Origin of the sequence: Halopenitus sp. H-Gu1 (assembly GCF_041821145.1) — an archaeon.
In the GTDB taxonomy this organism is placed as follows: domain Archaea; phylum Halobacteriota; class Halobacteria; order Halobacteriales; family Haloferacaceae; genus Halopenitus.
The window spans coordinates 102,629-128,618 of the sequence record NZ_JBGUBC010000009.1; the positions used below are offsets into that span (position 1 = coordinate 102,629).

Annotated in this window: 31 protein-coding genes; 13 read left to right on the forward strand and 18 right to left on the reverse strand. The window is 59.9% G+C overall.

The annotated features are described in order from the left end of the window. The first annotated feature begins 67 nt into the window (after positions 1-67). The 3 genes from ACERIT_RS08805 to ACERIT_RS08815 all read left to right on the forward strand — a co-directional run bounded on the left by ACERIT_RS08805 (position 68) and on the right by ACERIT_RS08815 (position 2,202). Entirely contained in the window at positions 68-658 is a 591-nt protein-coding gene (locus ACERIT_RS08805) for a cadmium resistance transporter (RefSeq protein ID WP_373674474.1), read from the forward strand. 47 nt (positions 659-705) lie between these two features. Further along, a complete protein-coding gene (locus tag ACERIT_RS08810) occupies positions 706-1,575 on the forward strand; it encodes a universal stress protein (protein WP_373674475.1) in 870 nt (289 codons plus the stop codon). Between the two features lie 426 nt (positions 1,576-2,001). After that, entirely contained in the window at positions 2,002-2,202 is a 201-nt protein-coding gene (locus tag ACERIT_RS08815) for a hypothetical protein (protein WP_373674476.1), read from the forward strand. A gap of 193 nt (positions 2,203-2,395) precedes the next feature. Here the strand turns inward: ACERIT_RS08815 and ACERIT_RS08820 are convergent, their stop codons facing one another. The 3 genes from ACERIT_RS08820 to ACERIT_RS08830 form a co-directional block, all read right to left on the reverse strand. After that, entirely contained in the window at positions 2,396-2,941 is a 546-nt protein-coding gene (locus tag ACERIT_RS08820; protein ID WP_373674477.1) for a hypothetical protein, read from the reverse strand. 38 nt (positions 2,942-2,979) lie between these two features. Next, positions 2,980-3,333, reverse strand: coding sequence for a hypothetical protein (locus tag ACERIT_RS08825; RefSeq protein ID WP_373674478.1), 354 nt, complete (start codon positions 3,331-3,333; stop codon positions 2,980-2,982). Between the two features lie 110 nt (positions 3,334-3,443). Further along, positions 3,444-3,752: a non-histone chromosomal MC1 family protein gene (locus ACERIT_RS08830; RefSeq protein WP_373674479.1), complete on the reverse strand. Its 309-nt coding sequence runs from the start codon at positions 3,750-3,752 to the stop codon at positions 3,444-3,446. Positions 3,753-3,905: 153 nt separating this feature from the next. Between ACERIT_RS08830 and ACERIT_RS08835 the strand changes: the two genes are divergently transcribed. From ACERIT_RS08835 to ACERIT_RS08850, 4 genes are all read left to right on the forward strand, one after another. Next, entirely contained in the window at positions 3,906-4,322 is a 417-nt protein-coding gene (locus ACERIT_RS08835; protein ID WP_373674480.1) for a hypothetical protein, read from the forward strand. An 85-nt stretch (positions 4,323-4,407) separates the two neighbouring features. Further along, the gene (locus tag ACERIT_RS08840) at positions 4,408-4,827 is read left to right on the forward strand and encodes a hypothetical protein (protein WP_373674481.1); all 420 of its coding nucleotides are present in this window, start codon (positions 4,408-4,410) and stop codon (positions 4,825-4,827) included. A gap of 452 nt (positions 4,828-5,279) precedes the next feature. After that, positions 5,280-5,510 carry a hypothetical protein gene (locus ACERIT_RS08845; protein WP_373674482.1) on the forward strand — a complete coding sequence of 77 codons (231 nt, stop codon included), beginning with the start codon at positions 5,280-5,282 and terminating at the stop codon, positions 5,508-5,510. A 9-nt stretch (positions 5,511-5,519) separates the two neighbouring features. Further along, positions 5,520-5,936, forward strand: a complete 417-nt coding sequence (locus ACERIT_RS08850; RefSeq protein ID WP_373674483.1) for a PIN domain-containing protein — start codon at positions 5,520-5,522, stop codon at positions 5,934-5,936. 178 nt (positions 5,937-6,114) lie between these two features. Here ACERIT_RS08850 and ACERIT_RS08855 read toward each other — a convergent pair whose 3' ends face one another. From ACERIT_RS08855 to ACERIT_RS08865, 3 genes are all read right to left on the reverse strand, one after another. Continuing rightward, positions 6,115-6,411 (reverse strand): type II toxin-antitoxin system PemK/MazF family toxin, encoded by a 297-nt coding sequence (locus tag ACERIT_RS08855; protein WP_373674484.1) that lies wholly within the window; start codon positions 6,409-6,411, stop codon positions 6,115-6,117. A gap of 191 nt (positions 6,412-6,602) precedes the next feature. After that, positions 6,603-7,853 carry a ZIP family metal transporter gene (locus ACERIT_RS08860; RefSeq protein WP_373674485.1) on the reverse strand — a complete coding sequence of 417 codons (1,251 nt, stop codon included), beginning with the start codon at positions 7,851-7,853 and terminating at the stop codon, positions 6,603-6,605. Beyond that, positions 7,854-9,122 (reverse strand): multicopper oxidase domain-containing protein, encoded by a 1,269-nt coding sequence (locus ACERIT_RS08865; RefSeq protein WP_373674486.1) that lies wholly within the window; start codon positions 9,120-9,122, stop codon positions 7,854-7,856. Between the two features lie 230 nt (positions 9,123-9,352). On the opposite strand from ACERIT_RS08865, the gene ACERIT_RS08870 reads away from it, so the two are divergent. Next, positions 9,353-9,538, forward strand: a complete 186-nt coding sequence (locus ACERIT_RS08870; protein WP_373674487.1) for a hypothetical protein — start codon at positions 9,353-9,355, stop codon at positions 9,536-9,538. A 67-nt stretch (positions 9,539-9,605) separates the two neighbouring features. Here the strand turns inward: ACERIT_RS08870 and ACERIT_RS08875 are convergent, their stop codons facing one another. From ACERIT_RS08875 to ACERIT_RS08885, 3 genes are read right to left on the reverse strand one after another with little or no spacing between them, the layout of a single operon-like run. Next, positions 9,606-9,881: a hypothetical protein gene (locus ACERIT_RS08875; RefSeq protein ID WP_373674488.1), complete on the reverse strand. Its 276-nt coding sequence runs from the start codon at positions 9,879-9,881 to the stop codon at positions 9,606-9,608. Beyond that, positions 9,878-10,177: a hypothetical protein gene (locus ACERIT_RS08880; RefSeq protein ID WP_373674489.1), complete on the reverse strand. Its 300-nt coding sequence runs from the start codon at positions 10,175-10,177 to the stop codon at positions 9,878-9,880. Before ACERIT_RS08880 ends, ACERIT_RS08875 begins: the two co-directional genes overlap by 4 nt. 2 nt (positions 10,178-10,179) lie before the next feature. After that, positions 10,180-10,530: an ArsR/SmtB family transcription factor gene (locus ACERIT_RS08885; protein ID WP_373674490.1), complete on the reverse strand. Its 351-nt coding sequence runs from the start codon at positions 10,528-10,530 to the stop codon at positions 10,180-10,182. Positions 10,531-10,660: 130 nt separating this feature from the next. On the opposite strand from ACERIT_RS08885, the gene ACERIT_RS08890 reads away from it, so the two are divergent. After that, on the forward strand, positions 10,661-11,395 hold the full coding sequence (locus ACERIT_RS08890; RefSeq protein ID WP_373674491.1) for a plastocyanin/azurin family copper-binding protein: 735 nt from the start codon (positions 10,661-10,663) through the stop codon (positions 11,393-11,395). Between the two features lie 175 nt (positions 11,396-11,570). On the opposite strand, the gene ACERIT_RS08895 is transcribed toward ACERIT_RS08890, so the two are convergent. The 3 genes from ACERIT_RS08895 to ACERIT_RS08905 all read right to left on the reverse strand — a co-directional run bounded on the left by ACERIT_RS08895 (position 11,571) and on the right by ACERIT_RS08905 (position 15,223). After that, positions 11,571-12,368 (reverse strand): hypothetical protein, encoded by a 798-nt coding sequence (locus ACERIT_RS08895; RefSeq protein ID WP_373674492.1) that lies wholly within the window; start codon positions 12,366-12,368, stop codon positions 11,571-11,573. A 605-nt stretch (positions 12,369-12,973) separates the two neighbouring features. Further along, positions 12,974-13,351, reverse strand: coding sequence for a VOC family protein (locus ACERIT_RS08900; RefSeq protein WP_373674493.1), 378 nt, complete (start codon positions 13,349-13,351; stop codon positions 12,974-12,976). Between the two features lie 219 nt (positions 13,352-13,570). Beyond that, a complete protein-coding gene (locus ACERIT_RS08905; RefSeq protein WP_373674494.1) occupies positions 13,571-15,223 on the reverse strand; it encodes a thiamine pyrophosphate-binding protein in 1,653 nt (550 codons plus the stop codon). Positions 15,224-15,469: 246 nt separating this feature from the next. Here ACERIT_RS08905 and ACERIT_RS08910 point away from each other — a divergent pair, with 246 nt between their 5' ends. Continuing rightward, complete coding sequence (locus ACERIT_RS08910; RefSeq protein WP_373674495.1) at positions 15,470-15,859, forward strand: cupin domain-containing protein; 390 nt, start codon at positions 15,470-15,472, stop codon at positions 15,857-15,859. A 114-nt stretch (positions 15,860-15,973) separates the two neighbouring features. Here the strand turns inward: ACERIT_RS08910 and ACERIT_RS08915 are convergent, their stop codons facing one another. Beyond that, a complete protein-coding gene (locus tag ACERIT_RS08915) occupies positions 15,974-16,324 on the reverse strand; it encodes a hypothetical protein (protein ID WP_373674496.1) in 351 nt (116 codons plus the stop codon). Between the two features lie 113 nt (positions 16,325-16,437). Here ACERIT_RS08915 and ACERIT_RS08920 point away from each other — a divergent pair, with 113 nt between their 5' ends. Then, entirely contained in the window at positions 16,438-17,376 is a 939-nt protein-coding gene (locus tag ACERIT_RS08920; protein WP_373674497.1) for a 3-hydroxyacyl-CoA dehydrogenase family protein, read from the forward strand. Between the two features lie 150 nt (positions 17,377-17,526). Here ACERIT_RS08920 and ACERIT_RS08925 read toward each other — a convergent pair whose 3' ends face one another. Continuing rightward, a complete protein-coding gene (locus ACERIT_RS08925; RefSeq protein ID WP_373674498.1) occupies positions 17,527-18,759 on the reverse strand; it encodes a mandelate racemase/muconate lactonizing enzyme family protein in 1,233 nt (410 codons plus the stop codon). 107 nt (positions 18,760-18,866) lie between these two features. Here ACERIT_RS08925 and ACERIT_RS08930 point away from each other — a divergent pair, with 107 nt between their 5' ends. Next, the gene (locus ACERIT_RS08930; RefSeq protein ID WP_373674499.1) at positions 18,867-19,919 is read left to right on the forward strand and encodes a mannonate dehydratase; all 1,053 of its coding nucleotides are present in this window, start codon (positions 18,867-18,869) and stop codon (positions 19,917-19,919) included. A 50-nt stretch (positions 19,920-19,969) separates the two neighbouring features. On the opposite strand, the gene ACERIT_RS08935 is transcribed toward ACERIT_RS08930, so the two are convergent. Continuing rightward, entirely contained in the window at positions 19,970-21,211 is a 1,242-nt protein-coding gene (locus tag ACERIT_RS08935) for a mandelate racemase/muconate lactonizing enzyme family protein (protein WP_373674500.1), read from the reverse strand. Positions 21,212-21,322: 111 nt separating this feature from the next. On the opposite strand from ACERIT_RS08935, the gene ACERIT_RS08940 reads away from it, so the two are divergent. Next, complete coding sequence (locus tag ACERIT_RS08940) at positions 21,323-22,738, forward strand: DUF362 domain-containing protein (protein WP_373674501.1); 1,416 nt, start codon at positions 21,323-21,325, stop codon at positions 22,736-22,738. 33 nt (positions 22,739-22,771) lie between these two features. Here the strand turns inward: ACERIT_RS08940 and ACERIT_RS08945 are convergent, their stop codons facing one another. The 3 genes from ACERIT_RS08945 to ACERIT_RS08955 form a co-directional block, all read right to left on the reverse strand. After that, complete coding sequence (locus tag ACERIT_RS08945) at positions 22,772-23,713, reverse strand: D-2-hydroxyacid dehydrogenase (protein WP_373674502.1); 942 nt, start codon at positions 23,711-23,713, stop codon at positions 22,772-22,774. 94 nt (positions 23,714-23,807) lie between these two features. Then, positions 23,808-24,878, reverse strand: coding sequence for an Ldh family oxidoreductase (locus ACERIT_RS08950; RefSeq protein WP_373674503.1), 1,071 nt, complete (start codon positions 24,876-24,878; stop codon positions 23,808-23,810). 76 nt (positions 24,879-24,954) lie between these two features. Then, a complete protein-coding gene (locus tag ACERIT_RS08955) occupies positions 24,955-25,719 on the reverse strand; it encodes an IclR family transcriptional regulator (protein WP_373674504.1) in 765 nt (254 codons plus the stop codon). Between the last annotated feature and the right edge of the window lie 271 nt (positions 25,720-25,990).

Sequence of the window (25,990 nt, forward strand, 5' to 3'; positions counted from 1 at the left end):
CGCGGCACGGTAGATGGTCGGGTTTGACTGGCTTGTCGGTGTCGTCGGGACGGCGTTGGTCGCGTTCGTGACCACGAATCTCGACGATATTCTCGTGCTGACGGTGTTTTTCACCCGCGTAGATGGCTCACTGCGGTCGTGGCACGTCGTCTCCGGCCAGTACGTGGGATTTGCTGTGCTGTTGTTCGTGTCGGTTCTCGGGTACCTGGGTGCGGTACGCATACCGAAAGAGCTCGTCGGGTTGCTGGGTCTCATCCCGTTGGCAATTGGTCTCCGGGGTGCAGTTGCGGCGTGGCGTGGCCAATCGGACGGTGATGATGTGATCCCTGGGATCGATCATAGGACGGAAGCGAGTGGATGGCAGAACGTCTCAGTGGTTGCGTCGGTAACAGTTGCGAATGGCGGAGATAACATTGCAATATACGTGCCGTTGTTTGCGACGCGGTCGGCTGGCCAAGTCAGCGGAATTCTCCTCGTATTTGGCGTGCTCATCGCTATCTGGTGCGGGATCGGCTATCTCCTTGCTGACCACCCGCAAACGGTACGCGTTATCGACCGGGTTGGTCACGTTGGGATTCCACTCATGTTCATCGGGCTCGGTGGATACATTCTCATCGAGGCAGAGACTCTCTCGTGGATAGGTACACTCATCTGGTGATGATATTTTGCCGGAACGTCTTTTCGGACTGATTGCGTAGGGTCTGTATGTTCGACCATATTTTGCTTCCCGTGGATGGCAGCGAGGCGAGTCAGCGTGCACAGCAATACGCGCAGGTACTTGCGAACGCGTTCGATGCTGAGATACACGCGCTGTTCGTGCTCGAAAACGGCGGCCTCATTGACGACGTGGCTGACACGTCTGCTTCGAATGAAATCGAATCGGAATTGAGAGCGACCGCCGAATCGACACTTGAGGACGTTGTCTCGGCGTGCGAAGCCGAGAGTATTACGGTACAAACGTCGATAGCGAGCGGTCATCCGGCTGACTCGATTCTCGAGTATATCGACACGAACGACATTGATCTCGTTGTGATGGGGACACACTCTCGCGGGCGACTCTCCCGGTTCTTACGGGAGTCGGTTGCTGAGCAGGTGGCCCAGGCTGCGTCCGTTCCAGTCCTTACGGTGCGATCACGGGAGATGGACGCCTCACCGGAAATTCGGGATATTCTCGTTGCAATTGATGGGAGTGAAAGTGCCCGGCACGCGAGGGCGTATGCGGTCTCACTCGCGAACACGTTCGATGCGACAGTACATGGACTCTACGTGATAGAGAGTCGCTTTGGGAATTCTGGAGCCATCCGTGATCTGCTCGAACGGGAGAGTAAGTCGGTACTCCAAGAAGCCAAGGCAAACGCTGCCCAGGCAGGTCTCGATCTTGTTCCAGCTACTCGAGAGGGGAAACCCGAGCGCGAGATTGTCAAGTATGCAGACAAGCAAGGGATAGACCTCATTGTTCTTGGAACCCACGGGCGGACGGGCCTCGACCGGTTCGTGATGGGGAGTGTTGCGACGAGTGTCGTGCGGAACGCCGATCAACCGGTATTGACTGTTCGAGGCATACCTAGTGAATAGACGATCTACACGGTGAGTACCTCACAGCCTTCAGTAAGGTCGGCCACCGCTACGATCCATCGTCAATCATTAGTGTGTCGCAGTTGCGGCATTTGACGTTGGGGACTGTCCCGACCATCGATTCTAACCGGCCTTGTCGCTGTGATTGTGCCAGTAGTGATCTCGGTCTTTGTAGTGGACGTGCACAGTTAGTTCTCGTTCGCACCAAGTTCTGTGCCCAGTCTCGCCTGCGCACTGCACCGTGATCTTCGTCGGGTCGCTCATCGCCGTCACCATCCTGAACGGCCACACCGTATTCGAGACCACGGAGTTCGAGACCTATTGTCGTAATAATATTTCACACCCTTATTGTGAGTGGTGAAAGGCCGTGGACACACCCCTCGTTGTGAGTGGTGGTCTAAGTGACTAGACGACCAACTGTAGAACATGTACGACGACGAGGATGTTGGCGAAGAAGCCCGAAAAATCATCGAAGAGTCAGCCGAGATGGGCGATAGAGGTGCAGAATCGCCACCGGAAGGGCAGAAGTGTGAACGCTGCGACCGCGACGCAGTGGCTGGCCCACCACTAGATGGATGGCTTTGTCGAGAGCATCAGAAAGAGTTCTTCGAAGAACGTCACGGATGAAACCCTCGCCGACATCATTTACCACGAAGGCGCACATACCTCAATATGGATGCAGGCCACGCCCTTGCCTTTGTGGCGGGGACTGGCCTGACAAGCACGTGCGGTCACAGCGCACGCGTGTTGAGATTCACTCTTTCAATACTCGAGAGCGTCAGAACCCATCTATTGGATAAGAGCGATACTATAGCAAGTTCTATTGGAAAACATCGGTTTTGTTCTCCCAGAACCACGTTCGAGCAGTTTTCTGCTCGTTAGTTGCAGCATCGCTCTCAGAAATAGTCAAGGCCCACTTTTCTAAAGAGAAGTACGCAAGATCAGGAACCCAGCCAACGCGGTCATGCAGTTCCTTCGGCAGCCACAGTATGGAGTCGTGATAAACGGAATCATCTTCAGAGAAGGTCACCCACCCATCGTCAGTCCACAAATTAGCAGTTGTAAATCCCTCATCATTTCCACGATACACGACTGCTTGCGGCGGTACTGGACTCTTCCAAACACGCTCCTTCATCTCGTCAAATGGTGTGAAATCAGTGTGTCCGAACACGGCGTAAATGCCCATTTTCAGATCTTTAACACGGTCATTGTGCGTTCGCATCACGATCGACCCATCATTTCGATATCCGAGTTCTGGATAGCTACTTCGTTCAGGTGGAACTTCTGAAGCAAGCAAATCCAAAAACTTTGTTGCACCATCACGGTTGTAAGAAAGGTCAATAGTTGCTGCCGAGAATTCGTACACATCCCCTCGATTCAGTCGTGATCTATTGGGTATTGTGATTAGAACTCGTCGAGCGTGCGGTGTTCTGTGTCCCCTAGCCAGCCGTCGGGGATGGTCAGTCCGGGACTGGGTTCTTCGCGCTCGCCGACATCCAGTCCATCAGAAAAGTTCTCATAGAACGTGTCGGCGAGGTCGCGTACGACGATGGCCATGTCTTCCTGGTTCTCGATCGTCTGTTGGTCGCGGAACTGCACGCCTTCCAGCTCATCATGCGAGGTGTACAGCTTGGCGATAGCCCAGGCATCTTCGTCGACGTCGAACAGCCCCTCAGAATTCACTGGTGGACAGACGTCGATCATCGCCTCAAGACTCACGTGCTCGAAGCAGGCATAGCGTGCGGTTCGTTTGGCCATACCCGGGTTCCGGGCCCAATCATTAGGGAGCATTGCAGTGTTCATCTCTTACCTAAACGTACGAGATTCCCTCGTTTAAAGCTGGAGAGCAGCTCAGACAATACCGATCGTCAGCCGTTGTCTACGTGATCGACGCGCAGTTTGGATACGTTCGCTTCAGTCACCGTATCGCCAACCCAGTCGGGCGCATCTTCGTCAGCATCAACTTTCCAAGCCCAAGCATCGTACACGTGCACATCATCGGTACCACGCTCACGAAGTTGAATATCTACATGTTCAGCTTCATCTTCAGTATCTCCACTAGGGAGCCGACGAGCAGCCTTTAGTGCTGCTTGCCGAGGAGAACTACCGCTAAAGACACTGGATTCGTTACCGTCGCTGTCGCGCAAGACAAAGTTCCGCTTATCGCTATCAGACATTCCTCTCATCAGTAGTATCCGACTGCCAAAGGCATGTGCATCCTGGTCTTCGGCTTTATCCCTAGACCTTGCGGAGTACTAGCCGAACGGGAGCGGTCGCCCCGACCAATAGAGGGTCGGGTGCGTCGGGGCGACCGTCCCCGAGAAAAACCGATGAAAATGCAAATTTGCAATCCAGTCAGTCGCATCAAGTCCGCTATCACACGCGCACGTCACAGTCACACGTCACAGTCACACGTCACACCCATCGATCACAGTGACTTGATCGACATCCTGTCTTGTACGCGTCGCAGGTGGGCAGTTGAATATCTGGCCGGCCAGCCACCAAACGAAGTAGTCACCATTTCCGACCTTTCCGAGCACGTCGCAGCAAGAGAGAACAACTGCACGGTGACGGAACTGTCCTCGAAACAGCGTGAGCGAGTGTACGTCTCGCTGTACCAGACCCACTTGCTGACCATGGAGGAACTCATCGATTACAACCGGGACAGGGGCACGATCACGCCGACCGAAGCACCCGAACGCCTCTGGACTGCCTACCGTGCTTTCTGCGAGACGCTGGACGGCTAGCGCGACGTGTGAAGCGCGCTGTGTTGGTCGTTATTAAAAGGTCTTGACGAACCCTTTTAAGCGAGGTATGGGCGAATAAAACCGGATGTCCTACCAACACGCAGACAGTGACGAAGCACAGCGCATCTGGACGAAACGCATCACAGGCAATATACTGATCGCAGAATACGACGATGGCGACTATCTCATCTACAATAACAACAAATCGAGGAGTCTCGGGGATGGACTGATCCTCGAACCACCGCAAATGCAGGAACTGCTCGACTTCGCCGATAATGTCGAGATATCGGACGAAGCATTGCTCGGTGAAGACTTTCACAATGGGGAGCTGGTTGTGCGGTACCAAGATGGGTCGTACACGCTCGATCCAAGCGATCTGGACACCAACATGACTCTCTCGGAAAAGCAGATTGATGATCTTGACAGTTTGATGGAGAGGATGGAACTCATCATGGAAGATTATCATAAGTTGATCGAGATGCAAGAAAAGCAACGGTCAGGGTAGTTTCTCAAAATTGTTCTTCCAATATTGGTTGAGGCTCTGGACGGCCAGCGTCGCTACCCCCAATGTAGAATGCTGACGGCGCCCGTCTATACGACTCGGTCACCTGACCGCGCATACACATGGCAAGACCGTCAGCACTCGATGGTCACACCGCTTCGGTAAATACTCGAGGAATCGTTCTTGAGAGACGCGTCGGGATTGCCTCAGCTCACACGACACCCAGGGGGTATGATTCCAGAGTCGGAATTTCGACCACGCTGCTACAAAGGGATAGTCGGAAAGCGGTAAAGTGCACGAAATCATCTACGTGAGTTACTGAACGTAGCAACGGAAGCCCTGCTGGGGCAATCCGATTACCTCGGGCTCAACCCACTTCAGAGGCATTCCTGGGAACGACACATGGAACGCGTTCACCGAAAGACACAGTATTCTGTGTGCACATAGCTTTCTGTATGCCCACGATAACTGTCAACGTCGACGACGACCTGAAAAAGCGAATGGAGAAGCACCCAGAGATCAACTGGAGTGAGGTCACACGACAGGCCATTGAGGAGAAAATCGAGTCGCTTGAAGTGATGGACGAGCTTACGTCCAATAGCGAACTCACCGAAAGTGACGTTGCCGAGATTGCTGACAAAATCAACGCAAGCGCACGCAAACGCGTCGAAGAAGAGTCGGAGTAATCTGGACGGATGAAGCTGGTCGTCGATGCCAACGTCGTCATCTCCGCACTCATTGCAGACTCGAAAACCCGCGAACTCATCGTTACGCTCGAACCCGATCTCTTGACGCCCGAGTTCGTCCACGACGAAATCGAGAACTACGAGGAGCTGATCGTCGAGAAGTCAGGGATGACTCCCGATCGAGTCGCACAGTTCATCGACCTCCTCTTCCAGTACATCGAAATCGTTCCCGCCAGTGAGTTCTATCCGTATATCGAGCAGGCCGAAGTGGCGCTTGGCGACATCGACCCGGATGATGTGTTGTACCTCGCGTGTGCTCTTGCCACCGATGCCGATATCTGGAGCGATGACTCGGACTTCGAGGAACAGGATGTCGTTGAGGCCCACTCGACGAGCAACGTGATCGACTCGTTCGACACGCTCTAGCCGATCCAAACAGTGGCTTGTAGAATGAGGGAGTTCCTTCTTTTATATGTGGCAGCAATAGGAAGCCTGTTACGCCCGTATTCGATGTCCTGAGAGTGAATCGGAAGGTAATTTTCACGAGATTCCATCGTGGATTTCAGCTACCTGAACAAGGTCGAGCAGCGAGAGAGTCGGTAGTTCAGTCGAGACCGAGACTCAGTTTCAGCGCCTCGTCGACATCGGCCATCGTCGCCCCGTCGAGGTGAATCGACGAGTCTTTTTCAATCGGGGAGCCATTCGCCTCGATAAACACCTCGAACGGATACTCTCGGTAGGTCCCCGTGACGGGAGCGACGATGGTCGCACTGGAATTTCGGTTCCCAATATCGTTTTGCACCACTACGGCTGGTCGTGTCTTCTTCATTTCGTGACCCTCGACGGGATCGAATCGAACGATAACGACATCGCCGCGGCGAACGTCGGGCCCGTCACTCATCCGCGAGCGCGTCCCACGCTTCGTCCGAGGTCCCGTCCCACTCTTCGACGTGCGTCGCCGCGCTTTCGGCACACAGACGCTTCGCTCTCCGCGGGCATCCGGAGTCAATGTCTATACAGCACGTCAGGTCGGAGAGGCAGGACGTCCCTGCCTCAAGGAGCCGTCGAAGGCGACGAGTGGGACGGTGTCGTTTACAGAACCACGAAGAGGTCGGTTGCGTACATAACGCCGAATCCGACGAAAAAGGCCAGCAGGTTCGTGGCGCTCGCTACACGACCGTCCGCGGCACGGACCATCCGTGTGATCTCCCAGTCGACCTGGAGGATCGCGCCGACACCAATCGCGAGGAAGAATGCACCGATCGTCGGCGAGTAAGCGAGACTACCGATCCACCCACCGAGGATGACGGGCGCGCCGGCGAGGAGACCGAGTGCGGCGAAGTGCCACAATTCCGGGCGCTTGTCGCGGGCAAGCGGTGCGACCACCGCTGGGCCTTCGGTTACATTGTGGAGCATGAACCCGATAACGAGAAATGCACCGAGCGACACGCGTCCGAGCGCGAACGAACTTCCGATCGCCAGTCCCTCGGCGAGATTATGGAGTCCGATCCCGAGGGCCACGAGATATGCGACCCAGAGACCACTGCTCGCTCGGCTGTCACCGGCAGCGACGCGCCCCTCACGCCACGAGCTGATCGCCTGCACGAGTAACAGCGTACCGAGGATACCGGAGACGACCAGCAAGTTGCCCTCGTAGGCACCGGGGATTCGCCCGGCGAGTTCGAACGCCTCGAACCCGGCGTCGAATGCAAGAAAGCCGAGCACGCCAGCGGCGAACAGAAGGACGGCGTGTAATGCGCGATCGCTCATCGTTCGAAGGAAGGGGAACCACAGCATTCCAAGTGCGACCGGGATCACCCCGACGAACAGCCCGATGAGCGCCAGCGTCCACAGGACATCAGTACTGAATCCGGGCGACGGTTGAGGGGCTTCGACGTCGTGGCCGATCGTCGTGCCATCCGAGAGCACGAGATCGACATCCAAGTCCCACCCCGGGTTCCAGTGATACGGAACGACGACGCGCGCGCTTTCTCGGGGGTCGAGCGTCCGGTCACCACCGGCCCCTTCGACCCGGAAGTTCCAGTAGGCTTCCTCAACGAGTACTTGGGAGATCGTAACCGCCTCCGGGCCGTTGTTAGTGACGTGGAGGACGACCGTGTCGTCACTGGGCAAGGTGGCGTGGGTGATCGTCACATCAGGAAGCGGTTCGCCGCTCTGAACGCCGGCGAGCGGCGACGTGAACGCGAACACGCCAAAGACGAGGACGAGCAACACGATGGGCAGCAACGCGATGACCCATCGTGGGAGCCCAAGCGGCTGTGCAATCTCTTTGTCAGCCGTTACACCGCCATCCGTCGTCGTATCTCCGTTTTCAGCCGTCATTTAGACCACCTCGAAGAAGCTCATCCAGCCGAGTTCGGCGAACTCCGACTGGTGGGCGTGGAACATATACAGCCCCGGCTGGTGGTCGGAGTAGTCCAGTTCGATGATGCCGCGCTGAGCCTGGGTCTGCATGATCGTGTCAACGGTTTTGTCCGTCGGCATCAGCGTCGTTCCGTGGTCGTAGTAATCGAAGAACTGGGAGTGAGTGTGGAACGAATTGATGAAGTCGAACTCCGTTGCGTTGACGAGATACACCCGCTGTCGTTCGTTCTTGTTGATCTGAATGGGGCGTTTCGTCTCGCCTGCCGTCCAGTTGCCTTTGGCGTCCGTCTGCCCGACACCGTACGCAAAGGCTCGCGTGTTCGCGGCGTACACCTCGTTCTCGCCGTCGAAATCGGTGTCGAACGAGTTCATCACCATCACCATCTCGTTGACGGCGTCGTTTTCGGCGTATTCGTGGTTTCGCGTCTTGGCTTCCTCGACCAGGTCCTCACGCATCGCGTCCGTGATCTGGCTCGGATGGTCATGTACGTAGTCGCCCGGGTTGTTCCTGACACGTTCGGGATCGGGATCAACGATGATCGTGCCGTAGAGCCCGCGATGGATGTGTTCTTTCAGCGGGAGCGAGTGGCAGTGGTAGAAATGCATTCCGGCGGGTTGGGCGATCCATTCGTATGTGAAGGAGTCGCCCGTATCGAGTACCCCCGGACCGTTCTGCGGAGTTCCATCCATTTCCGGATTGAGATTCTTCAGGTGCGGATGGATCGTGTGGGCGTGCTGCCCGAGATTTTCGAACGTGATTCGAATGAGATCACCTTCGACGGCGCGAACTGTCGGCCCAGGCACCTGCCCGTTGAACGCCCACGCTTCGAACTCGATGCCCGGTGCGATCGTGATGGTCGTGTCGACTGCGATGAACTCGAACTCCCGAACGGTCCGCCCATTCTCTTCGTAGACTCGCTGCGGGACGGACCCCCGGTCGGTCTCTCCGGTATTGAACGCCGTCAGGAACTCGTGGGGGTCGAAGTTCGTATCGTGATACTCGTCGACGGCACCGAAGTTGCCGTGTTCGTCCTCGTCCTCGTCATCGTAGCTGGGAGCGGCACTCACCTGAGTGCTCCCGAGACCTACTGCTGCGCTCCCAGCGATGCCGAGACCGCCGAGTACCGTTCGCCGGTCGACGTTCGTACCGTTTCCAAGTGACTTGGTGAGCCGCTCTTCGAGTTGTTCTGTGAGTTCAGCTGCGCTATCGTAATCTATCGATGGCATAGTTCCTCCTCAATACGGTATTTCGATTCCTCATAATTCTCCATTAGTCGAGCATCTATTTGTATTTGGTGGGTCTAAACTTTGAGTATGGCTAATCTAACTTTCAGCCGATCGGACACTCGCTTGGTGGGTCGAGACCCGACAGACCAACGCGGTGGACGACGATCTCTCCGAGAACTCTCCGTATAGGGGATAGATTGTTAACGATCGATGGGGAAGAAGTAGCTGCAATGGCAGACGAAAAGAAAGATCGGTTCAAGCGTATTGATTCTGCAATCGACAAGATTCGTGAGGAAGTGGACGATATTGCAGAAGGCGGGAAATCCGCCGGTGACAAGGTATCGAAAGAAGCCCGCGAGGCGATCGATGCGCTTGAAGAAAAAATGGAAGAACTCCGCAAGAACGAAAACGAATAATGCAGTTGCTGGCAGATTAGCGTGAATCCAACGGAGAGCACTCACGACGGAGTCTCTTCGATGTGAATTACTGGAGAACTGACCACAGAAGGACAGTGAACCCGCATGCGAGGGCGACGGATTCAGCAATATGGACTTGGGTGAGCGTTAACGCAGTGAGTTGATACAGGAATCCCTCAATGAGGACGCCGAGAGTGATGAACTCGAATCCGATCGTCGCGTCACGGAGATATCGCGTTCGTTCCAGGCGGTATGCGCGAAAACTGACAGCGGTCGTCGCAAGCCCCAGTAGGAGAAGGAGGACACGGACTCCGATCAATGCGATCTCCCAGCCGTCAGTCATGGGTTACCCTCTCCATTCGTTGTCCGAGGCATCCGGCCGTACAACGAGTATAAAATGACGAGCATACCCATCGAGACGATGGCGGTCTGGATGGTGCCCGCCAGAAAGATCGACAGGCCAACGACGTCGAACAGAATTCCCTCGATGACGGCACCGACACTGATGAATACGAATCCGATAGCAACGTACAGCATTGGCTCGCTGCCATGGACTCGATAGCCTTGGTATGCCTGATACGTTATCAACAGTCCCAGTCCGACCGTGATGAGTTTCGCGATGACGAGTTCAATGTGCATGATTAACTCTCCCGAATGTCACTCCAGATGCGCGAGAACCGCTGGGCAGCGCCTTCACGAACGTGTACGCTGACGTCGATCGTCCCGTCGTCGATATCGACGTCGAGGTGATCGATGTTTGCTTCGTAGACGCTATGGTGGCTTCCGTCCGATTCGATCCGTGTCCGTTCGACGAGGAGGTCGTGAGTGACCATCACCTCTGCCCGACGGTAGATGGTGGAACGGGCGACATCACATTCATCACTCAGGGCTTTGGCCGATATGGGTTCGCGGCTCGTCGCGGCGAGAATCTGTCGGACACGCTCTTGACCGAGTAGCTCCAGGAGTTCAGCAGAGCTATCGTCCGGGGACACAACTGTTCCTCGCAATACTCGATACTCGATCAGGATACATAAATACCGGACAGTTTTGCGTCGCATGCAAAACAGGTTTCCCAGCTATACCGACTCCTCTCGTAATCTCATATGTGAGCTGACCGATGTCATGAAAAACGAATCACTGTACACGCGCCGACGGATGCTCGGAGTGACCGGTAGTGTGGCGGTCATTGGGCTTGCAGGATGTACGGGGCAGACGAACAACGTCGAGAGTGGTTCGGAAGCGACTCCCACCGAGAACGACCACCAAAACGAGGAGTCGGGACACGACGACGAAGCGGACGAACACGACGACGAAGCGGACGAACACGACGATGGAGCGGACGAACACGACGATGGAGCGGACGAACACGACGATGGAGCGGACGAACAGGGGCACGATCATGACGAAGGGAAACTCGAGGAGCCGTCGGCGACCGCGGAGGTGCTGTTACAAACCGAGAACAACCAACACCACTTCACACCACATGCGGTCTGGATCGAACCGGGCGGAACGGTCACGTGGACAACCGAGAGTGGTCATCACGATGCGGTCGCGTACCATCCCGACAACAACGACAAACCGCTCCGGATGCCGGAAGAGGCAGCGCCCTGGAGCACCGACTTCCTCGCCGAGGAAGGGGCGACGGACAGCCACACCTTCGAGATCGAGGGCGTCTACGACTACTACTGCACGCCCCACGAACACGTGGGTATGGTCGGCACCGTCATCGTCGGTGAGCCCGATCCCCACGATCAACCCGCCCTCGAAGAGCCTCAGAGTTCCCTTCCCGACGGTGCCAAGAACGAACTCGCTGACCTCGGAGAGAAGGTCAACGAAGCCCTCGAACACACCCACTAGCGCCGCGATAGTTCGCTCGCCGCGAACTCGGCGTCGCGATCGCCGATCGCAGCCGTGACGCCGTCATACCGGCAAACCTGCTGTAACAGGTCCGCTATGACCGATCCCGGTTCGAGCCGTCATTTCCATCCGATGAGGGTGGAGACCGACAAGCCCGAGCCATCCGGCCCGATCTCTACGTCGGATCGGGCCCACGGGACATGCCACACGTTCCACACACCCAGATCGGTTGGTCAGCCCCCGTTTCCTCGGGGCGGAATTCGTGGCTACGCAACCGATGTTCGGTCACTCGCCCGCATCGCTGACACTCGAGAGGATCCGTGATCGGAAATCCGGGGTGGTGGCCATCGGATGCGTTCTCATCAGTCGCTTTCCGGAGGGCGATCGCCGGAACTAGCCACGCCTCGTCGTCGACATCGTCGAGCAGGGTCTCGAGACGCCGTTCCTCGCGAATACCACTACCGCTTTCGTCGTAGAGGAACGTCGTGGTCCCCTGACGGTCATCCGACGCGTGGTGGCCGGTCCACGCCGTTCGATTCCGGGCCGCTGTCAGGAGTCGCTCGCCGTCAGCCGACGCGATCCGAACCGCATCGGGGAGCACGGGCCACCGGTCGACGAGCCGTGTCGCCAGCTCGTCGTCGATATCGTGGATAAGCATGCAGTCGTCGACGGCTCGTTCGATCGCCTTCGAGGAGAGAAGCGTCGCGGCAGCCGCACCCTTCGCGATGGCGCCGTAGCAGTTGGACGACTCGATGACCAGGTGGACAATGCCAAGGAGCGCCCGTTCCGTCGCTACGTCGGCCGTTCCGGCGAGAACATCGCCGAGCCGATCGGCGAGACAGGATCGACACCTCGTCCGTCTCGGTGGGATCGATGCACTGCAGGAGTCACACTCGCCACGCGGGTCGTCCGAGTCGTACGACGCTTCGTTGGCTGGGCACCGGTCCTCGAAGTCGGAGTCTCGGTCGTTCATCGGTCGGATCGTGAGCTGCGTCGGGATGGTATTTCAACGTCCGCCGGATCGAATATCGAGATCGAACCATCCCTCGAAGCGGAGAGACGCTCGCGATCTCGAAGTGGTTGCTATCGAGTGAACGTCTCATATCGGTTAACCGATGTCGAAGTGGTCATATATCTCGTCTAAGTATATTACGTTTATACTATATTTTGGATAAATTCGACGTTCTCGCTCGTCGATCAGTCCGTATCTCGTCTCCCGATCGACGACCATCGATCGCGATCTCGCGGTCGACGAGCGGGTCAGCTCCCGGTTGAAGACGCGCTCGATGTCCTCCAGTATCCGGAGGTTCATCCGCTTAATTAGCCGATTACAAGCTAATTGAGGCGACATCAATGTCATATTCACCTGAGCGTGAAAAACGTAGAGCACTTCAGCATCTTTCCCAGCGAGATCCGAACGACGATCGTATTACGATCGATCGACCGTCGTGTCGGGATAGCAATACGATATCGTGAACGTATTCAAAAGCGTATGTTAGATCCAATATATCAGAATTCCAACTTCATTTCGGATCCCACGTAGGAGACCACGCCGAACGGATCCTGGCCGAATCCGAACTACTCCTCGAGCTGCTCGACGAGTTCGACGACGTATCCTTCCGGATCGGTGAGGAACGCGATCCGGATCCCCTTGTCGTCGAGCCGTTTTGGCCCGCGTACGACCTCACTTTCGAATTCCGTGGTCAGGGTCTCGATCGTCTCCTCGACGTCCTCGACGGCGATCCCGACGTGATCGAACCCGGTCGGTGCTTCCTCGGGAGCCTCCTCGTCGAATTCAAACTGAATCTCCGCGTCTCCCTCGCCGCCGAGGAATCGGTTCGTCGCTCCGTCCCCACCGACGAACTCCCGGGTTCGGTTCAATCCGAGGCCCTCGGTGTAGAACTCCTCCATCGTGTCGGGGTCCGTGACCCACATGGCAGGGTGTAGTACGTCCATACCGATCGCAGTCAGCCGATGAATAAATAGGTATGCGATCGAATCGACGACGTCAGAGGCGACGGTCGCCGTCCCGTCCGCTCGTGGTCTCGGACCGCTCTTTCGAGCACAGGGCAAGCGCTCATCGTCGCAAACATTTCCCCTAGGATCCTCGAAACGTCACATCCGAGGCCGATATCGTGGATCGATCCGTCGTTCCGTCGTCGGGAACACAAGGAGTTACCGTGTCATGAACTCGCCGGCCTGTGGCTCACCCGGATCGGTCGGGATCTCGACGAGGGTCGGTCCGTTTCGGATCGACGCGCTTGCAGCCTCCCGGATCGCCGACGGTGTTTCGGCTCGTTCGACGTCCATTCCCATCCCCGCAGCGATCCGCGTACAATCGAGCGGTGCGTCGGTCCAGCCGTATGCGTTCGCCTCGAGATCGTAGCTCCGTTCCGCCTCCTCGCTGATGATCGCGTAATCATCGTTGTTGAACACGAACACCGTGACGTCGAGCGACTCCGAGACGATCGTGTGGAGTTCTTCAAGGCACATCATCAGTCCGCCTTCACCGATGAGGACGGCGACCGGTTGATCCGGATTCGCGATCGCAGCTCCGACCGCAGCGGGGACGGCAAGCCCCATCGACGCCCACGATCCGGGGTTGACGTAATCGCGTGGTTCGTACGTCGGGAAGGTCATTACGGCCCACACACGCGACCCGCCGGCGTCGGCGGCAACGATGGTTTCACGAGGCAATCCCTTCCGTAGCGCGGCGAGCGCGCTCACGGTCGGAAGCGGCGCTTCCGAGATCTCCCGAAGGCCAGCCGTTCGTTTCATCTCGGCGTTCCGAACCGCCCGTGCACGCGATCGTCCGCTACCGGGCTCCGTCGATCCGGGTTCGGCGTGTGCCGCCAGTTCCGCGGCGATCGCCGCGAGCGTCCGCTTCGCGTCGGCGACGATGGCGACGCTCGGATCGTATCCCGTTCCGACGTCCGCGGGATCGAGAGTCACGTGGATCAGCTCCGCCGGGATATCGTAGGACCAGCGCTTGGTCCAGACCGCATCGAAGTCGGTTCCGACCGCCAAGATGGCGTCCGCCGTCTCCAGACACCGCGTCAGCTCCGGGCTCGTCGCACCACAAAGCGACCCGGCGAAGAGCGGATGATCCTCGGGGAACGTCGCCTTTCCCTTGTAGGTCGTCGCGACGGGCGCTTCGAGTGTCTCCGCGATCGTTTGGAGTTCGGAACTTGCCGCCGCCGCCCGAACGCCGCCGCCGGCGATGATCGCGGGGGAGTCGGCGGCCGCGAGTCGGTCCGTGGCTTGCTCCACCGCCGACGCCGGCGGATGGGGTGGCTCCGATGGTTCGATCTCGCCCGTCACCGCCGGTTCGAGTTCCATTGGGATGAAGTTCTTCGGGATTCCCACCCGAACCGGCCCCTTCGGCGGCGTTCTGGCGATCGCGATCGCTCGCTGGAGTTCCGCGATCGTACTGTGGGGCGTCTCGACCGTGACGTTCTCCTTGACGACGTTGTCGTAGGTGTCCGGCGGCGTCTCGTGAATCCCGTCGCCGCCGCGGACCTCCGGTTCGGTCTCGACGGCGATGTGGACGAGCGGAGTACAGTCGTTGAGCGCGTTCTTCAGCCCGTTCATCGCGTTCATGTCTCCGGGACCGGGAATGACGACCGTGGCCGCCATCTCGCCGCTCGTCTCCGCGTATCCCCACGCCTGATGGGAGACGTTCGTCTCGTGGCGCGCCATCACGAAGCGGATGTCCTCGCGATCGTTTATCACATCGTTCAACGGCAACGTCTGCTTGCCCGGGATGCCGAAGACGGTCGTGATGCCGTGCTCGGTGAGACAATCGATTATCGCGTGATCGTTTCGCATTGACCTGTTCATGGTCGCCCCAGAATCGATAAAACGTTTTGGTGTCGATCGGCGCTCGGCGTTTGCCCACCGCACCCGTCTCCGTCCCGCCCTCGCCATCCGTTCGATCAGTGTCAAAGTTTCCCAACGCAGCTTCAATGTTGGACGGACACGAGGTAACGAACGGAACCTGGAACGATACCCGAATCACGACGGCATGCGTGTTACTGCCTAACGTTTATATCAGGTGCTGTGTTGCTATGGGATATGCCTGATCCAGGTTGGGCCCACTGGACGGATCTACCGGTAGATGAATCGTTTGAATATGGTGAACGCTATGGAGTCAGTGATGCATTAGACTCCGAGCAAATGCGCTGCAGCGTCATCACGTTCTCTCCGGGCGAGCGTGGACCGCTGCACAGTCATACGGATCCACAGGAGGAATACTATTTTGTGCTTGAGGGAACGCTCGACATCACTGTCGGGGGAGACGTGGTTGAAGCGAATGAAGGGACGATCATATACACCCCTCCAGAAACGGAACACTTTCCAGAGAATAACACTGATGAGGATGCGATACTCCTTACAGTGTCATCACCCCGGATCCCGCCCACGGATGGGATCACTGTCATCGAGGACGTGTCAACCGACAACTGATGAGACTGGACTCGTGGCCGAGCAGTTCGAGGGTAACCGCTGATGCATCCAGCAACTCAGCAAGGAATACTCTGGAAGTGCACCAAATTCCCTACCGTGATGGTGCCCGAGCGGTTACAGGAGTGTGTCGAGGCTTGATCGACCGGGAGAGACCTCGACAGCAAGCACTTCGGGTGTCTCACAATCGACGGCCGCCCAGATGCAGTGCTCGCTGCCGTCGATCTCGGGTTTCGTCTCGTCGACGGCCACTTCGTGGCGCTCCCGGCAGTCCGGCTCGAACAAATGCTTCAGCCGATGTGACCACTTTCTGATCACCTCATATGACCGCTCGACGAACGATTCGATCCGTCGGTACGAGAGGCCAGCATGGTACAGAAACGCCGCGAGAAGACGCCGCTTCGTCGGCGTGTCCTCGCGTGAAAACACGTCCTGCTGGCGTGCCTTCTCAACCAGGCGGTCGAGCATCCTTAACTCACCACCGTACCCTTGCTCGGCCGCTTCCTTCACGCTACGGTTGACACCCTTATCCGTTCGCTGGCGAACCCTTATGGTGGACGTCGCCAACGAACTACTCGAATATGATACGGACCGTCACGATCGTCGGCGCGGGCGACATGGGGAGCGGGTTCGCGGTTCACTTCGCCCGCCACGACCTCGATGTGACGCTCGTCGACCACCGTGAGTCGAACCTGCGAGAAGCCGACGAACGAATACGGGAAGCTGTCGCCGGGCTCGCTTCCCGCGGGGTCACCGACCGATCGCCGGATGCCGTCAGCGAGGCCGTCTCCTCGAATACCGACCTTCGATCCGGCGTCGCCGATGCGGATCTCGTCCTCGAGACGGTGCCGGAGGATCTCGCGATCAAACACGACGTCTTCCCGACGATCGCCGACGCCGCGCCTGCGGAGGCGATCCTGGCATCGAACACCTCGGGGATCCCGATCACCGACATCGCCGAGGCGGTTCCCGACGACGCGGAGCGCGTCGTCGGCTGTCACTGGTGGTACCCGCCTTACCTGCTCGAACCGGTCGAGGTGGTCCGCGGGGCGGAGACCTCCGATCGCACCATGGAGCGAACGCAGGAGTTCCTCAAGTCGGTCGATAGGCGCCCGATCGTCGTCGAGCGCGACGTACCGGGCTTCGTCTGGAATCGGATACAGAACGCGGTCGTTCGGGAGTGTCTGCACCTTCTCGAGGAGGACGTCGCCTCGGCGGCCGACATCAACGCCGCGATCCGGGACGGGTACGCCCGCCGAACATCGGTTATCGGGCCGCTCGAGACGATCGACGTCGCCGGCGTCGACCTCTTCGAGACGGTCGCCTCGGATCTGTATCCACATTTGTGTAGCGACGAGGAGGTACAGGACGTCTTCGGCGACCTGCTCTCGGGGGGTCGGACCGGGATCGATGCCGGTCACGGCTTCTTCGAATATGACGAGGCGCCCGAGGCGATCCGCAGCCGCCGGGACGACCATCTCGCGGCACTCGAGAATTGTTTCGACGACTTCGAGGAGTGAGGTGGACGGAGCGAATAGGACGAACGGAGACGAGGAGACGAACGAAAGCGGACGGGACGAGAATGGGACGGACGGAGGGGGCGGAGGTGAGCGGGACAAACGGGGCCGGACGGAGGCGAACGGAGACGTCTCCCGGTCAGAGATTCTATCTCAGTGTTTTCGGTGTTTCTCGACTTCGTCCCAGTCCAGTTCGATCCCGAGTCCCGGCTTGTCGGGGACCTCGATTCGGCCATCCTGGATGAGAGGTTCATCGCGGACGATCAGGTCGTCCCACCAGGGAACGTCACGCGCGTGGAACTCGAGCGCCAGGAAGTTCGAGACGGAGGCGCCGACGTGAACGCCCGCCATCGTCGCGACCGGGCTACCGATGTTGTGCGGGGTCAACGCACAGTATCGGGTGTCGGCTAGATCCGCGATCTTCTTCGATTCCGCGATTCCGCCCGTCTTGGGAACGTCGGGGGCGACGAAGTCGATGGCACCCGTCTCGAGGAGGTCACGGAATCCATGGCGACCATACCGGTTCTCGCCGGTCAGGATCGGCACGTCAACGCTCTCCGCCAGTTGTGCCATCGCCTCGGTGTTCTCCGGCGGCAGCGGGTCCTCGATCCAGATCGGACCGTAAGGCTCGACGACCTCACAGAGCCGTTTGGCCGACTCGGGAGCGAAGTTCCAGTGGAGATCGAAGGCATACTCCGCCTCGTCGCCGACCTCCTCCGCGACCGCTTCGACGAGCTGGCGTTTGTGTTCGATCTCCGGATCGGTGAGGTGTCTCGACTCCGTCTGGATCTCGCGTCCGGAGGGAACGTCGAGGTCGAATTTGATCAGGTCGTAGCCCTCATCGAGGGCGGCCCTCGCCTCCTCGGCGTAGGCCTCGGGACGGTAGGTCGCACGCGATTGCCCCTCGAGTGCCGCGTCGATCATCGACTCGCCGGCGTGGCAGTCGGCGTAGATCCGGATCTCCTCGCGCATCTTCCCGCCGAGGAGCTGATAGACTGGTTGATCGAGCACTTTGCCGGCGATGTCCCACAGCGCGAGCTCGACGCCACTTATCGCGATCGTCGCAATTCCTTCCTGGGAGCCCCGTCCCGAGAGGCTCTCGCGCATGAGATGATAGAGTCGCTCCACGTCGAGCGGGTTCTCGTCGGCGAGTACGGGTTGGAGGTAGTCAGTGATGATCTCGTGAACGCCCGGCGCGGGGTAGGCCTCGCCGATCCCCGTCACTCCGGCGTCGGTCTCGATCGTGACGATCGTCCACGGGAAGTTCCCGTCGATCACCACCGTCTCGAGATCCGTTATTGCCGGCGTGTCCGTGGTCCGATCGGGCGTCTCGTCGTAATCACCCCACATCGTGGTTGCGAGTTTCCTCGCGAAATCCTCGTACATAGTGCGTGAGCCGCGTTGTGATGCCACATATATTAATCACCACGATCTGCCGCTCACCGCCGATCTGGATCGCTGGTTCTATATGGATTCTCGGGGGACGCCCGGACATGAGGGAACGAGACGGCGCGGTGCGCGTGGGATTTCGAACGAACACGCTCTCGGACGAGCGGTTGCAGTATATCCGCCAACTCGGGGTGACGGACGTCTTCATTAATCCGACCGAACCGGAAGGGGGAACCGGCGGGGACATCTTCGTCGACGAAAGCGATCGGACGGAGACCGATCGGCGGCTTCCGCTCGCTCCCGACGAGGTCCCTTCCGTCGAGTATCTCCAGTCACTCGTAAACGCCTGTGGAGACCACGGCATCGATCTCGCCGGCATTCACACGCTGGGGTACAACTGCTATGGCGACATCAAGTTCGATCGTGAGGGGCGCAACGAACAGATCGCCGCGATCAAGCAACTCCTCCGCAACATGGGCGAGGCGGGCCTTCCCATCCTCGGGTACCAGTGGAACCCCCGCGGAGTCGTACCGATGCGGACCGGAACGGTTCCGGTCCGCGGCGATGCGGAGGCGACTAGCTTCGATCTCGATGCGGTCGAGAACGCCGGCGATCCGGCCCTCGATCGCGAATACACGGAGGCGGAACTGTGGGAGAACTACGAGCGGTTCCTCCAGGAGGTTCTCCCGGTCGCCGAGGAAGCCGGCGTGACCCTCGCGTTACACCCGATCGACCCGCCGAACATCGAGTCGATCGGCGGCATTCCGCGGCTGTTCCGGAACGTCGAGAGCTTCCGACGGGCGATGGAGGCGGTTCCAAGCGACAACCACGGACTGAAGCTGTGTCTCGGCTGCTTCTCGGAGATGGGCGTCGACGTGACGGACGTGGTTCGTGAGTTCGGCGAGCGCGGCGACATCACCTTCGTCCACTTTCGCGACGTCGAGGGGACCGCCGAGTCGTTCAACGAGACGTTCGTCGACTGCGGCAACTACGACGAACTCGAAATCATGCGGACCCTGATCGACACCGGCTTCGAGGGTATCGTCATCCCCGATCACGTTCCGACGGTGCGTGACGACACGGACTGGGGGCACCGCGGACGCGGCTTCACGGCCGGGTATCTTCGCGGACTCACGCGGGTCGCAAGTGAACGGTGATTCGCTGGCCGTGGACGAGCGGTGATTCGCTAGCCGTGGACACTCGGTGACTATTCGTCGTAAATGAACTCGGTCCAGGCGCCTTCCGTGGGCGGATACTCGTCGATCACGTCGAGATCGACGGTCACGCCGAGACCGGGACCGTCAGGCACGCTCAAGGTACCATCCTCGATGTCGACCGTCTCCTCGATGACGTCGAAGGCCAACTCGAAGGGATACATCCCCGGATCATCGGGATGGTCGAGGGCAGGATCGTCCTCGAAGACGGGGTACTCGAGGAGCCGGACCTCGGGTGCCGCCGCCACGAGGTGAGCGTTCGCGATCAGCCCGAGCCACGTCCCGAAGTTGTGGGGGACGAACTCGATATCCCGGCCCTGACAGTATTCGATCGCCTCCGCACACCCGGTGTATCCACGGTGATGACGAACGTCGCCCTGGAGGAACTCCACGGCGCCCGTCTCCGCGAGGGAGATGAGGCCGGCCGGCGACGACTCGCTTTCGCCGCCCGCGAGTGCGACGCCGCGGTCGGCCAACTCGACGTAGCCGTCGTAATCGTCGGGTGCGACTGGTTCCTCGACCCAGAAGGCGTCGCGTTCGCCGGCGTGCTCGACGATCTCCGCTCTGGTCTCCGCGTCGTAGACCTCGTCGTCGAGCTTCCACCAGGTGTGTGCGTCGATCATGACCTCCGTCTGCTCGACCGTCTCGGCGAGGAGGTCGATCGTTCGGACGTCCTCATCCGGGCCGATTCCCGGACGGTACTTGTAGCCGAAAAAGCCGAGTTCGTCGACGATCCGCGCCTGATCGGCGTAGCCCTCGGGATCCATGTACATCCCGCCGCTGGCGTACATGGGGAGATCGTTCGTGGGTTCCGTGTCGTACTCGGCACACAGCAGTTCGTAGATCGGGACGCCGGCCCGCTTTCCGCGCAAGTCGTACAGCGCGACGTCGATCGCGGACGCCGCCTCGTGTCGGACTCGCTCCGGGAGATCCGTCGCGTCGATGAGTTCGTGGGCGTCCGTCACCTGCTCCAGCGTCTCCCCCTCCAGAGCGTCCGCGACGGCTCCCTCGACGAGGTCGGCAAAGGTCGCCTGCGAGTCGCCCTCGAAATACTCGCGCATCGCGGAGCTACTCGCGCCTGCGGGGGCGAATCCGATCTCGCCGTCCGCGGTCTCGACGGTGACGAGCACGACGTCCCGTTTCAGCAAGCGACGGCGGCCGCCGTAAAACGATCGCGACTGTACCGGTTCGATCGGCGACGAGAGGGCGTAGCCTCGGACCTCCGTAATTCGCATATCGAGACCGATCTCTGGGGGGAACATAAAACCAGAGGACATTGACGTCGAACGAGCGGGATCGCGATCGCCACGCGACGAGTTTAAGACTCGTCTGTGAGACGATCACGCATGACCGACGTGACGGATTCGGATCGAGGTGACGGAACGCACTCGGGTCGAGGTGACGGAGAGGGAGACCGAAACGACGTCGACGACCGCGTGGTCCCCGAGGAGACGATCGTTGCGGCCTGTGGCGATCGCGAACTCCCGGCTCTGGGCGTGATAGAGCAGGTGTGGCAAACCGACCCGATACCCGAGGAAGCGATCGAGGGGCGGGCCTGGTCCGCAGTTCAGGATCTACCGTTCGCGGACGTGCCGGAGGGCGGGGAGGTCGCGGTCGGGGTCGGCAGCCGGGGGATCGCAAACCTCGCCGCGATCGTCCGGGGAGTCGTCGAGGGCGTTCGCGACCGCGGCTACGAGCCGTTCGTGTTTCCGGCGATGGGCAGCCACGGCGGCGCGACCGCCGAGGGCCAACGCGAGGTGCTCGCGACCTACGACGTCACCGAGGAGACGATCGGCTGTGAGATCCGGTCGTCGATGGCAGTCGAGGAGGTCGGCCGAACGGCCGACCGTGACGTTCCGGTTTACGCCGATGCCAACGCCGTGGCCGCCGATGCGATCCTTCCCGTGAATCGGATCAAACCCCACACGATGTTCGCCGGCGACGTCGAAAGCGGTCTCTCGAAGATGCTCGTTATCGGCATGGGCAAACAGACGGGGGCAAAGACCGCCCACGAGTGGGCACTCGACTGGAGCTTCCGCAACATGATCCCGGAGATCACCGAGCGACTTCTCGAGGAACTCCCCGTCGTCGGCGGCGTCGCGATCCTGGAGGACCAACGCGATCGGACGACGACCATCGAGGGCGTTCCGGCGTCCGGTTTCCTTGACCGCGAGGCGGAGCTTCTGGAGACCGCCTACGAGCTATTGCCGACGCTCCCCTTCGAGGACCTCGACGTAGTCGTCTTCGACCGGATGGGCAAGGAGATAAGCGGGTCCGGAATGGATACGAACGTCACCGGTCGCCTGTTAGCGTTCAACGAACCGTCCCCCGAGATGCCGGAGATCCGTCGGATATACGCGCGATCACTCACGCAAGCGTCCCACGGGAACGCCTCCGGCGTCGGACAGGCCGAATTCATCCACCGGGATCTGCTCGCCGACCTCGACGTCGAGGACACCGCGATCAACGCCCTGACCTCCGGAAGCATGGAGAACGCACGGATCCCGACTACCGTCGAGACCGATCGGGCTGGAATACTCGCCTGTCTCTCGACGATCGGAGTTCGGGATACCGGGGAACTGCGCGTGGTTCGGGCGACCGACACGATGCATCTCGAATGGTTCTATGCCTCAAGAGCCCTCCTCGAGGCGGCCAGAGCGCGCGAGGACCTGCGCGTGATCGCGGAGCCGGAACCGATCGCCTTCGAGGACGGGGACCTCCGAGCGTCCTCACCCACGTCGCCGGACGCACGACCGCGGTGAACGCGCCAGACCGGAGACACGACCGCGTTCCATTCAGACGATCCGATTTTTCATCGGCTCGCCCGCGACTCGACGATCGTAGTTCTCGAGGAACAGGTCGACGAAACGGTCGACAAACGCATCGGATCGCCCGCCGACGTGCGGTGTGACGATCACGTCCTCCAGATCCCAGAGGGGATCCGACCGTGGAAGCGGCTCCTCCGCGAAAACGTCCAGTCCCGCCCCCGCGATCCGGTCGTTCTCGATCGCCTCGATCAACGCCGTCCGATCGACGACCGGGCCGCGGGCGACGTTCACCAGTATCGCCGAGTCGGGCAGCCGCTCGAAGGTCGATCGATCGACGAGGCCGCGGGTTCGTTCCGTCAGCGGAACGGTGAGTACAAGCACGTCCGTCTCCGGGATCACCGACTCGAGTTCCTCCGGTGGGAATATCCGTTCTGCGGAGAGAACGCCGCCGTCAGTCTCCGGCGTTCGTTTCGTCCCGTACACGTCCATCCCGAACCCGATCGCGCGGCGAGCGACCGATTTGCCGACGTCGCCGAGTCCGACGATCGTCATCGTTCGGTCCTTGAGATCGATGAGATCGCTGCCACGGGACCGGTTCCATTCCCGTCGTCGTTGGTCGTCGACGAAGGCCGCGATCCCTCGGGTGAGTGCCAGGGTCAACGCGAACGCGTGGTCCGCGACCGGCGCACCGTAATTTCCGGTCGCGGTGGTGAACGTCACGCCACGGGCCTCGAACGCCTCGATCGGGAACGCCGCATATCCCGTACTCGTCGCCTGGACCCAATCGCCCTCGTCGAGCGCCGCAAGCAGATCATCGTCCCAACTCGACGGGTTGATCACGAGCGTATCCGCCGTTTCGAGCGCACGTCCCACCTCGGCGGTCGTTCCTGCGGCCGTCACGGAGAGATCCTCCCGCGCTGTCGCGATCGCCTCCTCGATCGGCAGGTCGTGTCGAACCACGATCGACATACGACAGGGTTCTCTCGCACCGATAAAGAGGTATCGACGGAGGCCAATTCGGCGCTCGCGACGGCGCCCCGCCCGGTTCGCGAGCGAGAAGCCCTCAACGGATCGTCTCGGGGAGGAACTCCCGAATATCGAGGTCGTCGGCGATGCTCTGCAGATTCTCGATCACGGCGTCCTCGATCGGGATGCCCGCTTTTCGTCGATCCCTCGCGGTACGGTATTCGGGCTCTCCGGGCAGGAGAACTTCCCCGTCCGCTTCGATGGGTTCGGCCGATCGTATGAACTGCGATAGCTTCGAGACCCGCTCGGCGACCGCCTCCCGGGTCGAGAAGACCGTCGGATCGATGGCGACGAACGCCGCCCCGTTTCCGGCCCAGTTCTGCTCCTCCTCGCTCGCAACCGGACCGCCGCCGATTATCGCCGCGAACAGTTCAGTCATCGTCGCGAGGCCGAACCCCTTGTGGCCGGTCTCGGTCCCGCCGAGCGGCAGGAGCGCGCCGATCTGGTCCTCGAAGTCCGCGGCGTGCTCGACCGGGTCGCCGGTCTCGGTGATCGTCCAGTCCGTGGGAAGCCGCTCTCCGGAGCCGTCGCGTTCGATGATCTTTCCGTGTGCCACCTGGCTGGTCGCTCCGTCGTAGATCATATCGAACGGGAGGGCTCCAAAGCTCGGGACGGCGAACGTGATCGGGTTCGTGCCGAGCCGCCTGTCGGCGGTTCCGTGCGGCGCGATCCGCTGGGCGCCGCCGTGGAGGTTGACCCACGAGGCGAAGAGGTATCCCTCGCCTGCGACCTGATCCGCCCACTCGCCGATCCGACCGAGGTGACCGGAGTCGTGGATTCCGACGACGCCGACGCCATGTTCGGCCGCCGTCTCGGTCAGTAGCTCCACCGCCCGCCGGCCAGTTACCTGACCGAACGCGCCGCCGCCGTCGATCTGATGAAACAGGCCCGTCTCCTCGACCGCGGGCAGCGCGGTCGGATCGAGCGAGCCATCATCGATCTGGGTGGCGTAGTAGGGAAGCCGGACCACGCCGTGTGAGGAATGGCCGACGAGGTCGGCGGAGACGAGCGAGCGGGCTACGGTCTCCGCGGTCCCGGCCGGTGCTCCACACCCCTCGATCGCGGTTTGTGCGAACGCCTCAAGCGAATCGGGATCAACGGTGCGCATCCGTCTGGGTCATGCGGATGGCAGGTATTAACGATACCGTTCCGGAGACCAGGGGGTACCGTTCGGACGGCCTCGATCAGCGAAACTTCGTATTGAGTTCGATCACGTTCGCGGCACGCTGAACGCGCTCGGCGAGGTCGTCGTGGAGCCGTTCGTCGCTGATCCGACTCGCGGGCCCCGAGACGCTTATCGCTCCGAGAACGGTGGAGCCATTGAGAACGGGCGCCGCGATACATCGAAGTCCCTCGATGTTCTCCTCGTCGTCGATCCCGTAGCCGCGATCGGCTATCGTCTCGAGACCCTCACGGAAATCATCGCGGTCAGTGATCGTGTGTTCGGTCCGTTCTTCGAGATCGATCGTACCGACGATCCGCTCACGACGCTCCTCGGGACGGTGTGCGAGGATCGTCTTTCCGAGCGCAGTCGAATGCAGGGGCTGTCGAGTGCCGATCCGTGAGGCCGTCTCGACCGCCTTCTCGCCGGAAGCCTTGCAGAGATACGTGACCTGTTCGTACTCTTCGATCCCGAACTGAACGAGTTCACCCGTTTCGGCGGCCAGATCCGTTACCTCGCTTTCGATGTCGTCGTAGTTTCCGATCTGGTCGCGAACGTTCCGTGCGATCGCGAGGAACGTCAGGCTCAACCGGTAGCCGTCGTCTTCTGCCACCACGATCCGTTCGTCCTCCAGCGTTTGGAGATGGCTGTGAATCGTGCTCTTTGAATGTCCCAGGTCCTCGGCGATCGCCGTTACGCCCGTCGTTCCCTCACGCTGGAGCAACTCGACGACGCTGAACGCGATTCGAACGCCCCGAATCCGACGACCCGTCGATTCGTTCGTCATGTCCGGCCTCAATCCTGCGACGGCCATAAGTCTGTTCCCGATACGAGAACGGTCGGACAGGCGCGTTGGTACTGCGCCGTAACCGGTTCTCCGGTCGAATCGTGACACCTCGGTTCCCTTTCGACCCCCGAAATTACACTCGTATTTATGTAATTTTGATTCGGGAGTACACGGCGTTGCCGGCACGAAAACGGTTCCCAACAGGAGAACGATGGAGTCGGAGCGAACGCAAAGCGGTGGCTGGGCACACTGAGTCGATCGATATTCATCG

What these genes read in the sequence shown, in the direction of transcription:
- ACERIT_RS08810 (WP_373674475.1), top strand. Translation starts at nt 706, where the DNA reads ATGTTCGACCATATTTTGCTTCCCGTGGATGGCAGCGAGGCGAGTCAG.
- ACERIT_RS08815 (WP_373674476.1), top strand. Translation starts at nt 2,002, where the DNA reads ATGTACGACGACGAGGATGTTGGCGAAGAAGCCCGAAAAATCATCGAA.
- ACERIT_RS08825 (WP_373674478.1), bottom strand. Translation starts at nt 3,333, where the DNA reads ATGGCCAAACGAACCGCACGCTATGCCTGCTTCGAGCACGTGAGTCTT.
- ACERIT_RS08830 (WP_373674479.1), bottom strand. Translation starts at nt 3,752, where the DNA reads ATGTCTGATAGCGATAAGCGGAACTTTGTCTTGCGCGACAGCGACGGT.
- ACERIT_RS08835 (WP_373674480.1), top strand. Translation starts at nt 3,906, where the DNA reads ATGAAAATGCAAATTTGCAATCCAGTCAGTCGCATCAAGTCCGCTATC.
- ACERIT_RS08840 (WP_373674481.1), top strand. Translation starts at nt 4,408, where the DNA reads ATGTCCTACCAACACGCAGACAGTGACGAAGCACAGCGCATCTGGACG.
- ACERIT_RS08845 (WP_373674482.1), top strand. Translation starts at nt 5,280, where the DNA reads ATGCCCACGATAACTGTCAACGTCGACGACGACCTGAAAAAGCGAATG.
- ACERIT_RS08850 (WP_373674483.1), top strand. Translation starts at nt 5,520, where the DNA reads ATGAAGCTGGTCGTCGATGCCAACGTCGTCATCTCCGCACTCATTGCA.
- ACERIT_RS08855 (WP_373674484.1), bottom strand. Translation starts at nt 6,411, where the DNA reads ATGAGTGACGGGCCCGACGTTCGCCGCGGCGATGTCGTTATCGTTCGA.
- ACERIT_RS08860 (WP_373674485.1), bottom strand. Translation starts at nt 7,853, where the DNA reads ATGACGGCTGAAAACGGAGATACGACGACGGATGGCGGTGTAACGGCT.
- ACERIT_RS08865 (WP_373674486.1), bottom strand. Translation starts at nt 9,122, where the DNA reads ATGCCATCGATAGATTACGATAGCGCAGCTGAACTCACAGAACAACTC.
- ACERIT_RS08870 (WP_373674487.1), top strand. Translation starts at nt 9,353, where the DNA reads ATGGCAGACGAAAAGAAAGATCGGTTCAAGCGTATTGATTCTGCAATC.
- ACERIT_RS08875 (WP_373674488.1), bottom strand. Translation starts at nt 9,881, where the DNA reads ATGACTGACGGCTGGGAGATCGCATTGATCGGAGTCCGTGTCCTCCTT.
- ACERIT_RS08880 (WP_373674489.1), bottom strand. Translation starts at nt 10,177, where the DNA reads ATGCACATTGAACTCGTCATCGCGAAACTCATCACGGTCGGACTGGGA.
- ACERIT_RS08890 (WP_373674491.1), top strand. Translation starts at nt 10,661, where the DNA reads ATGAAAAACGAATCACTGTACACGCGCCGACGGATGCTCGGAGTGACC.
- ACERIT_RS08895 (WP_373674492.1), bottom strand. Translation starts at nt 12,368, where the DNA reads ATGAACGACCGAGACTCCGACTTCGAGGACCGGTGCCCAGCCAACGAA.
- ACERIT_RS08900 (WP_373674493.1), bottom strand. Translation starts at nt 13,351, where the DNA reads ATGGACGTACTACACCCTGCCATGTGGGTCACGGACCCCGACACGATG.
- ACERIT_RS08905 (WP_373674494.1), bottom strand. Translation starts at nt 15,223, where the DNA reads ATGCGAAACGATCACGCGATAATCGATTGTCTCACCGAGCACGGCATC.
- ACERIT_RS08910 (WP_373674495.1), top strand. Translation starts at nt 15,470, where the DNA reads ATGCCTGATCCAGGTTGGGCCCACTGGACGGATCTACCGGTAGATGAA.
- ACERIT_RS08915 (WP_373674496.1), bottom strand. Translation starts at nt 16,324, where the DNA reads ATGCTCGACCGCCTGGTTGAGAAGGCACGCCAGCAGGACGTGTTTTCA.
- ACERIT_RS08920 (WP_373674497.1), top strand. Translation starts at nt 16,438, where the DNA reads ATGATACGGACCGTCACGATCGTCGGCGCGGGCGACATGGGGAGCGGG.
- ACERIT_RS08925 (WP_373674498.1), bottom strand. Translation starts at nt 18,759, where the DNA reads ATGTACGAGGATTTCGCGAGGAAACTCGCAACCACGATGTGGGGTGAT.
- ACERIT_RS08930 (WP_373674499.1), top strand. Translation starts at nt 18,867, where the DNA reads ATGAGGGAACGAGACGGCGCGGTGCGCGTGGGATTTCGAACGAACACG.
- ACERIT_RS08935 (WP_373674500.1), bottom strand. Translation starts at nt 21,211, where the DNA reads ATGCGAATTACGGAGGTCCGAGGCTACGCCCTCTCGTCGCCGATCGAA.
- ACERIT_RS08940 (WP_373674501.1), top strand. Translation starts at nt 21,323, where the DNA reads ATGACCGACGTGACGGATTCGGATCGAGGTGACGGAACGCACTCGGGT.
- ACERIT_RS08945 (WP_373674502.1), bottom strand. Translation starts at nt 23,713, where the DNA reads ATGTCGATCGTGGTTCGACACGACCTGCCGATCGAGGAGGCGATCGCG.
- ACERIT_RS08950 (WP_373674503.1), bottom strand. Translation starts at nt 24,878, where the DNA reads ATGCGCACCGTTGATCCCGATTCGCTTGAGGCGTTCGCACAAACCGCG.
- ACERIT_RS08955 (WP_373674504.1), bottom strand. Translation starts at nt 25,719, where the DNA reads ATGACGAACGAATCGACGGGTCGTCGGATTCGGGGCGTTCGAATCGCG.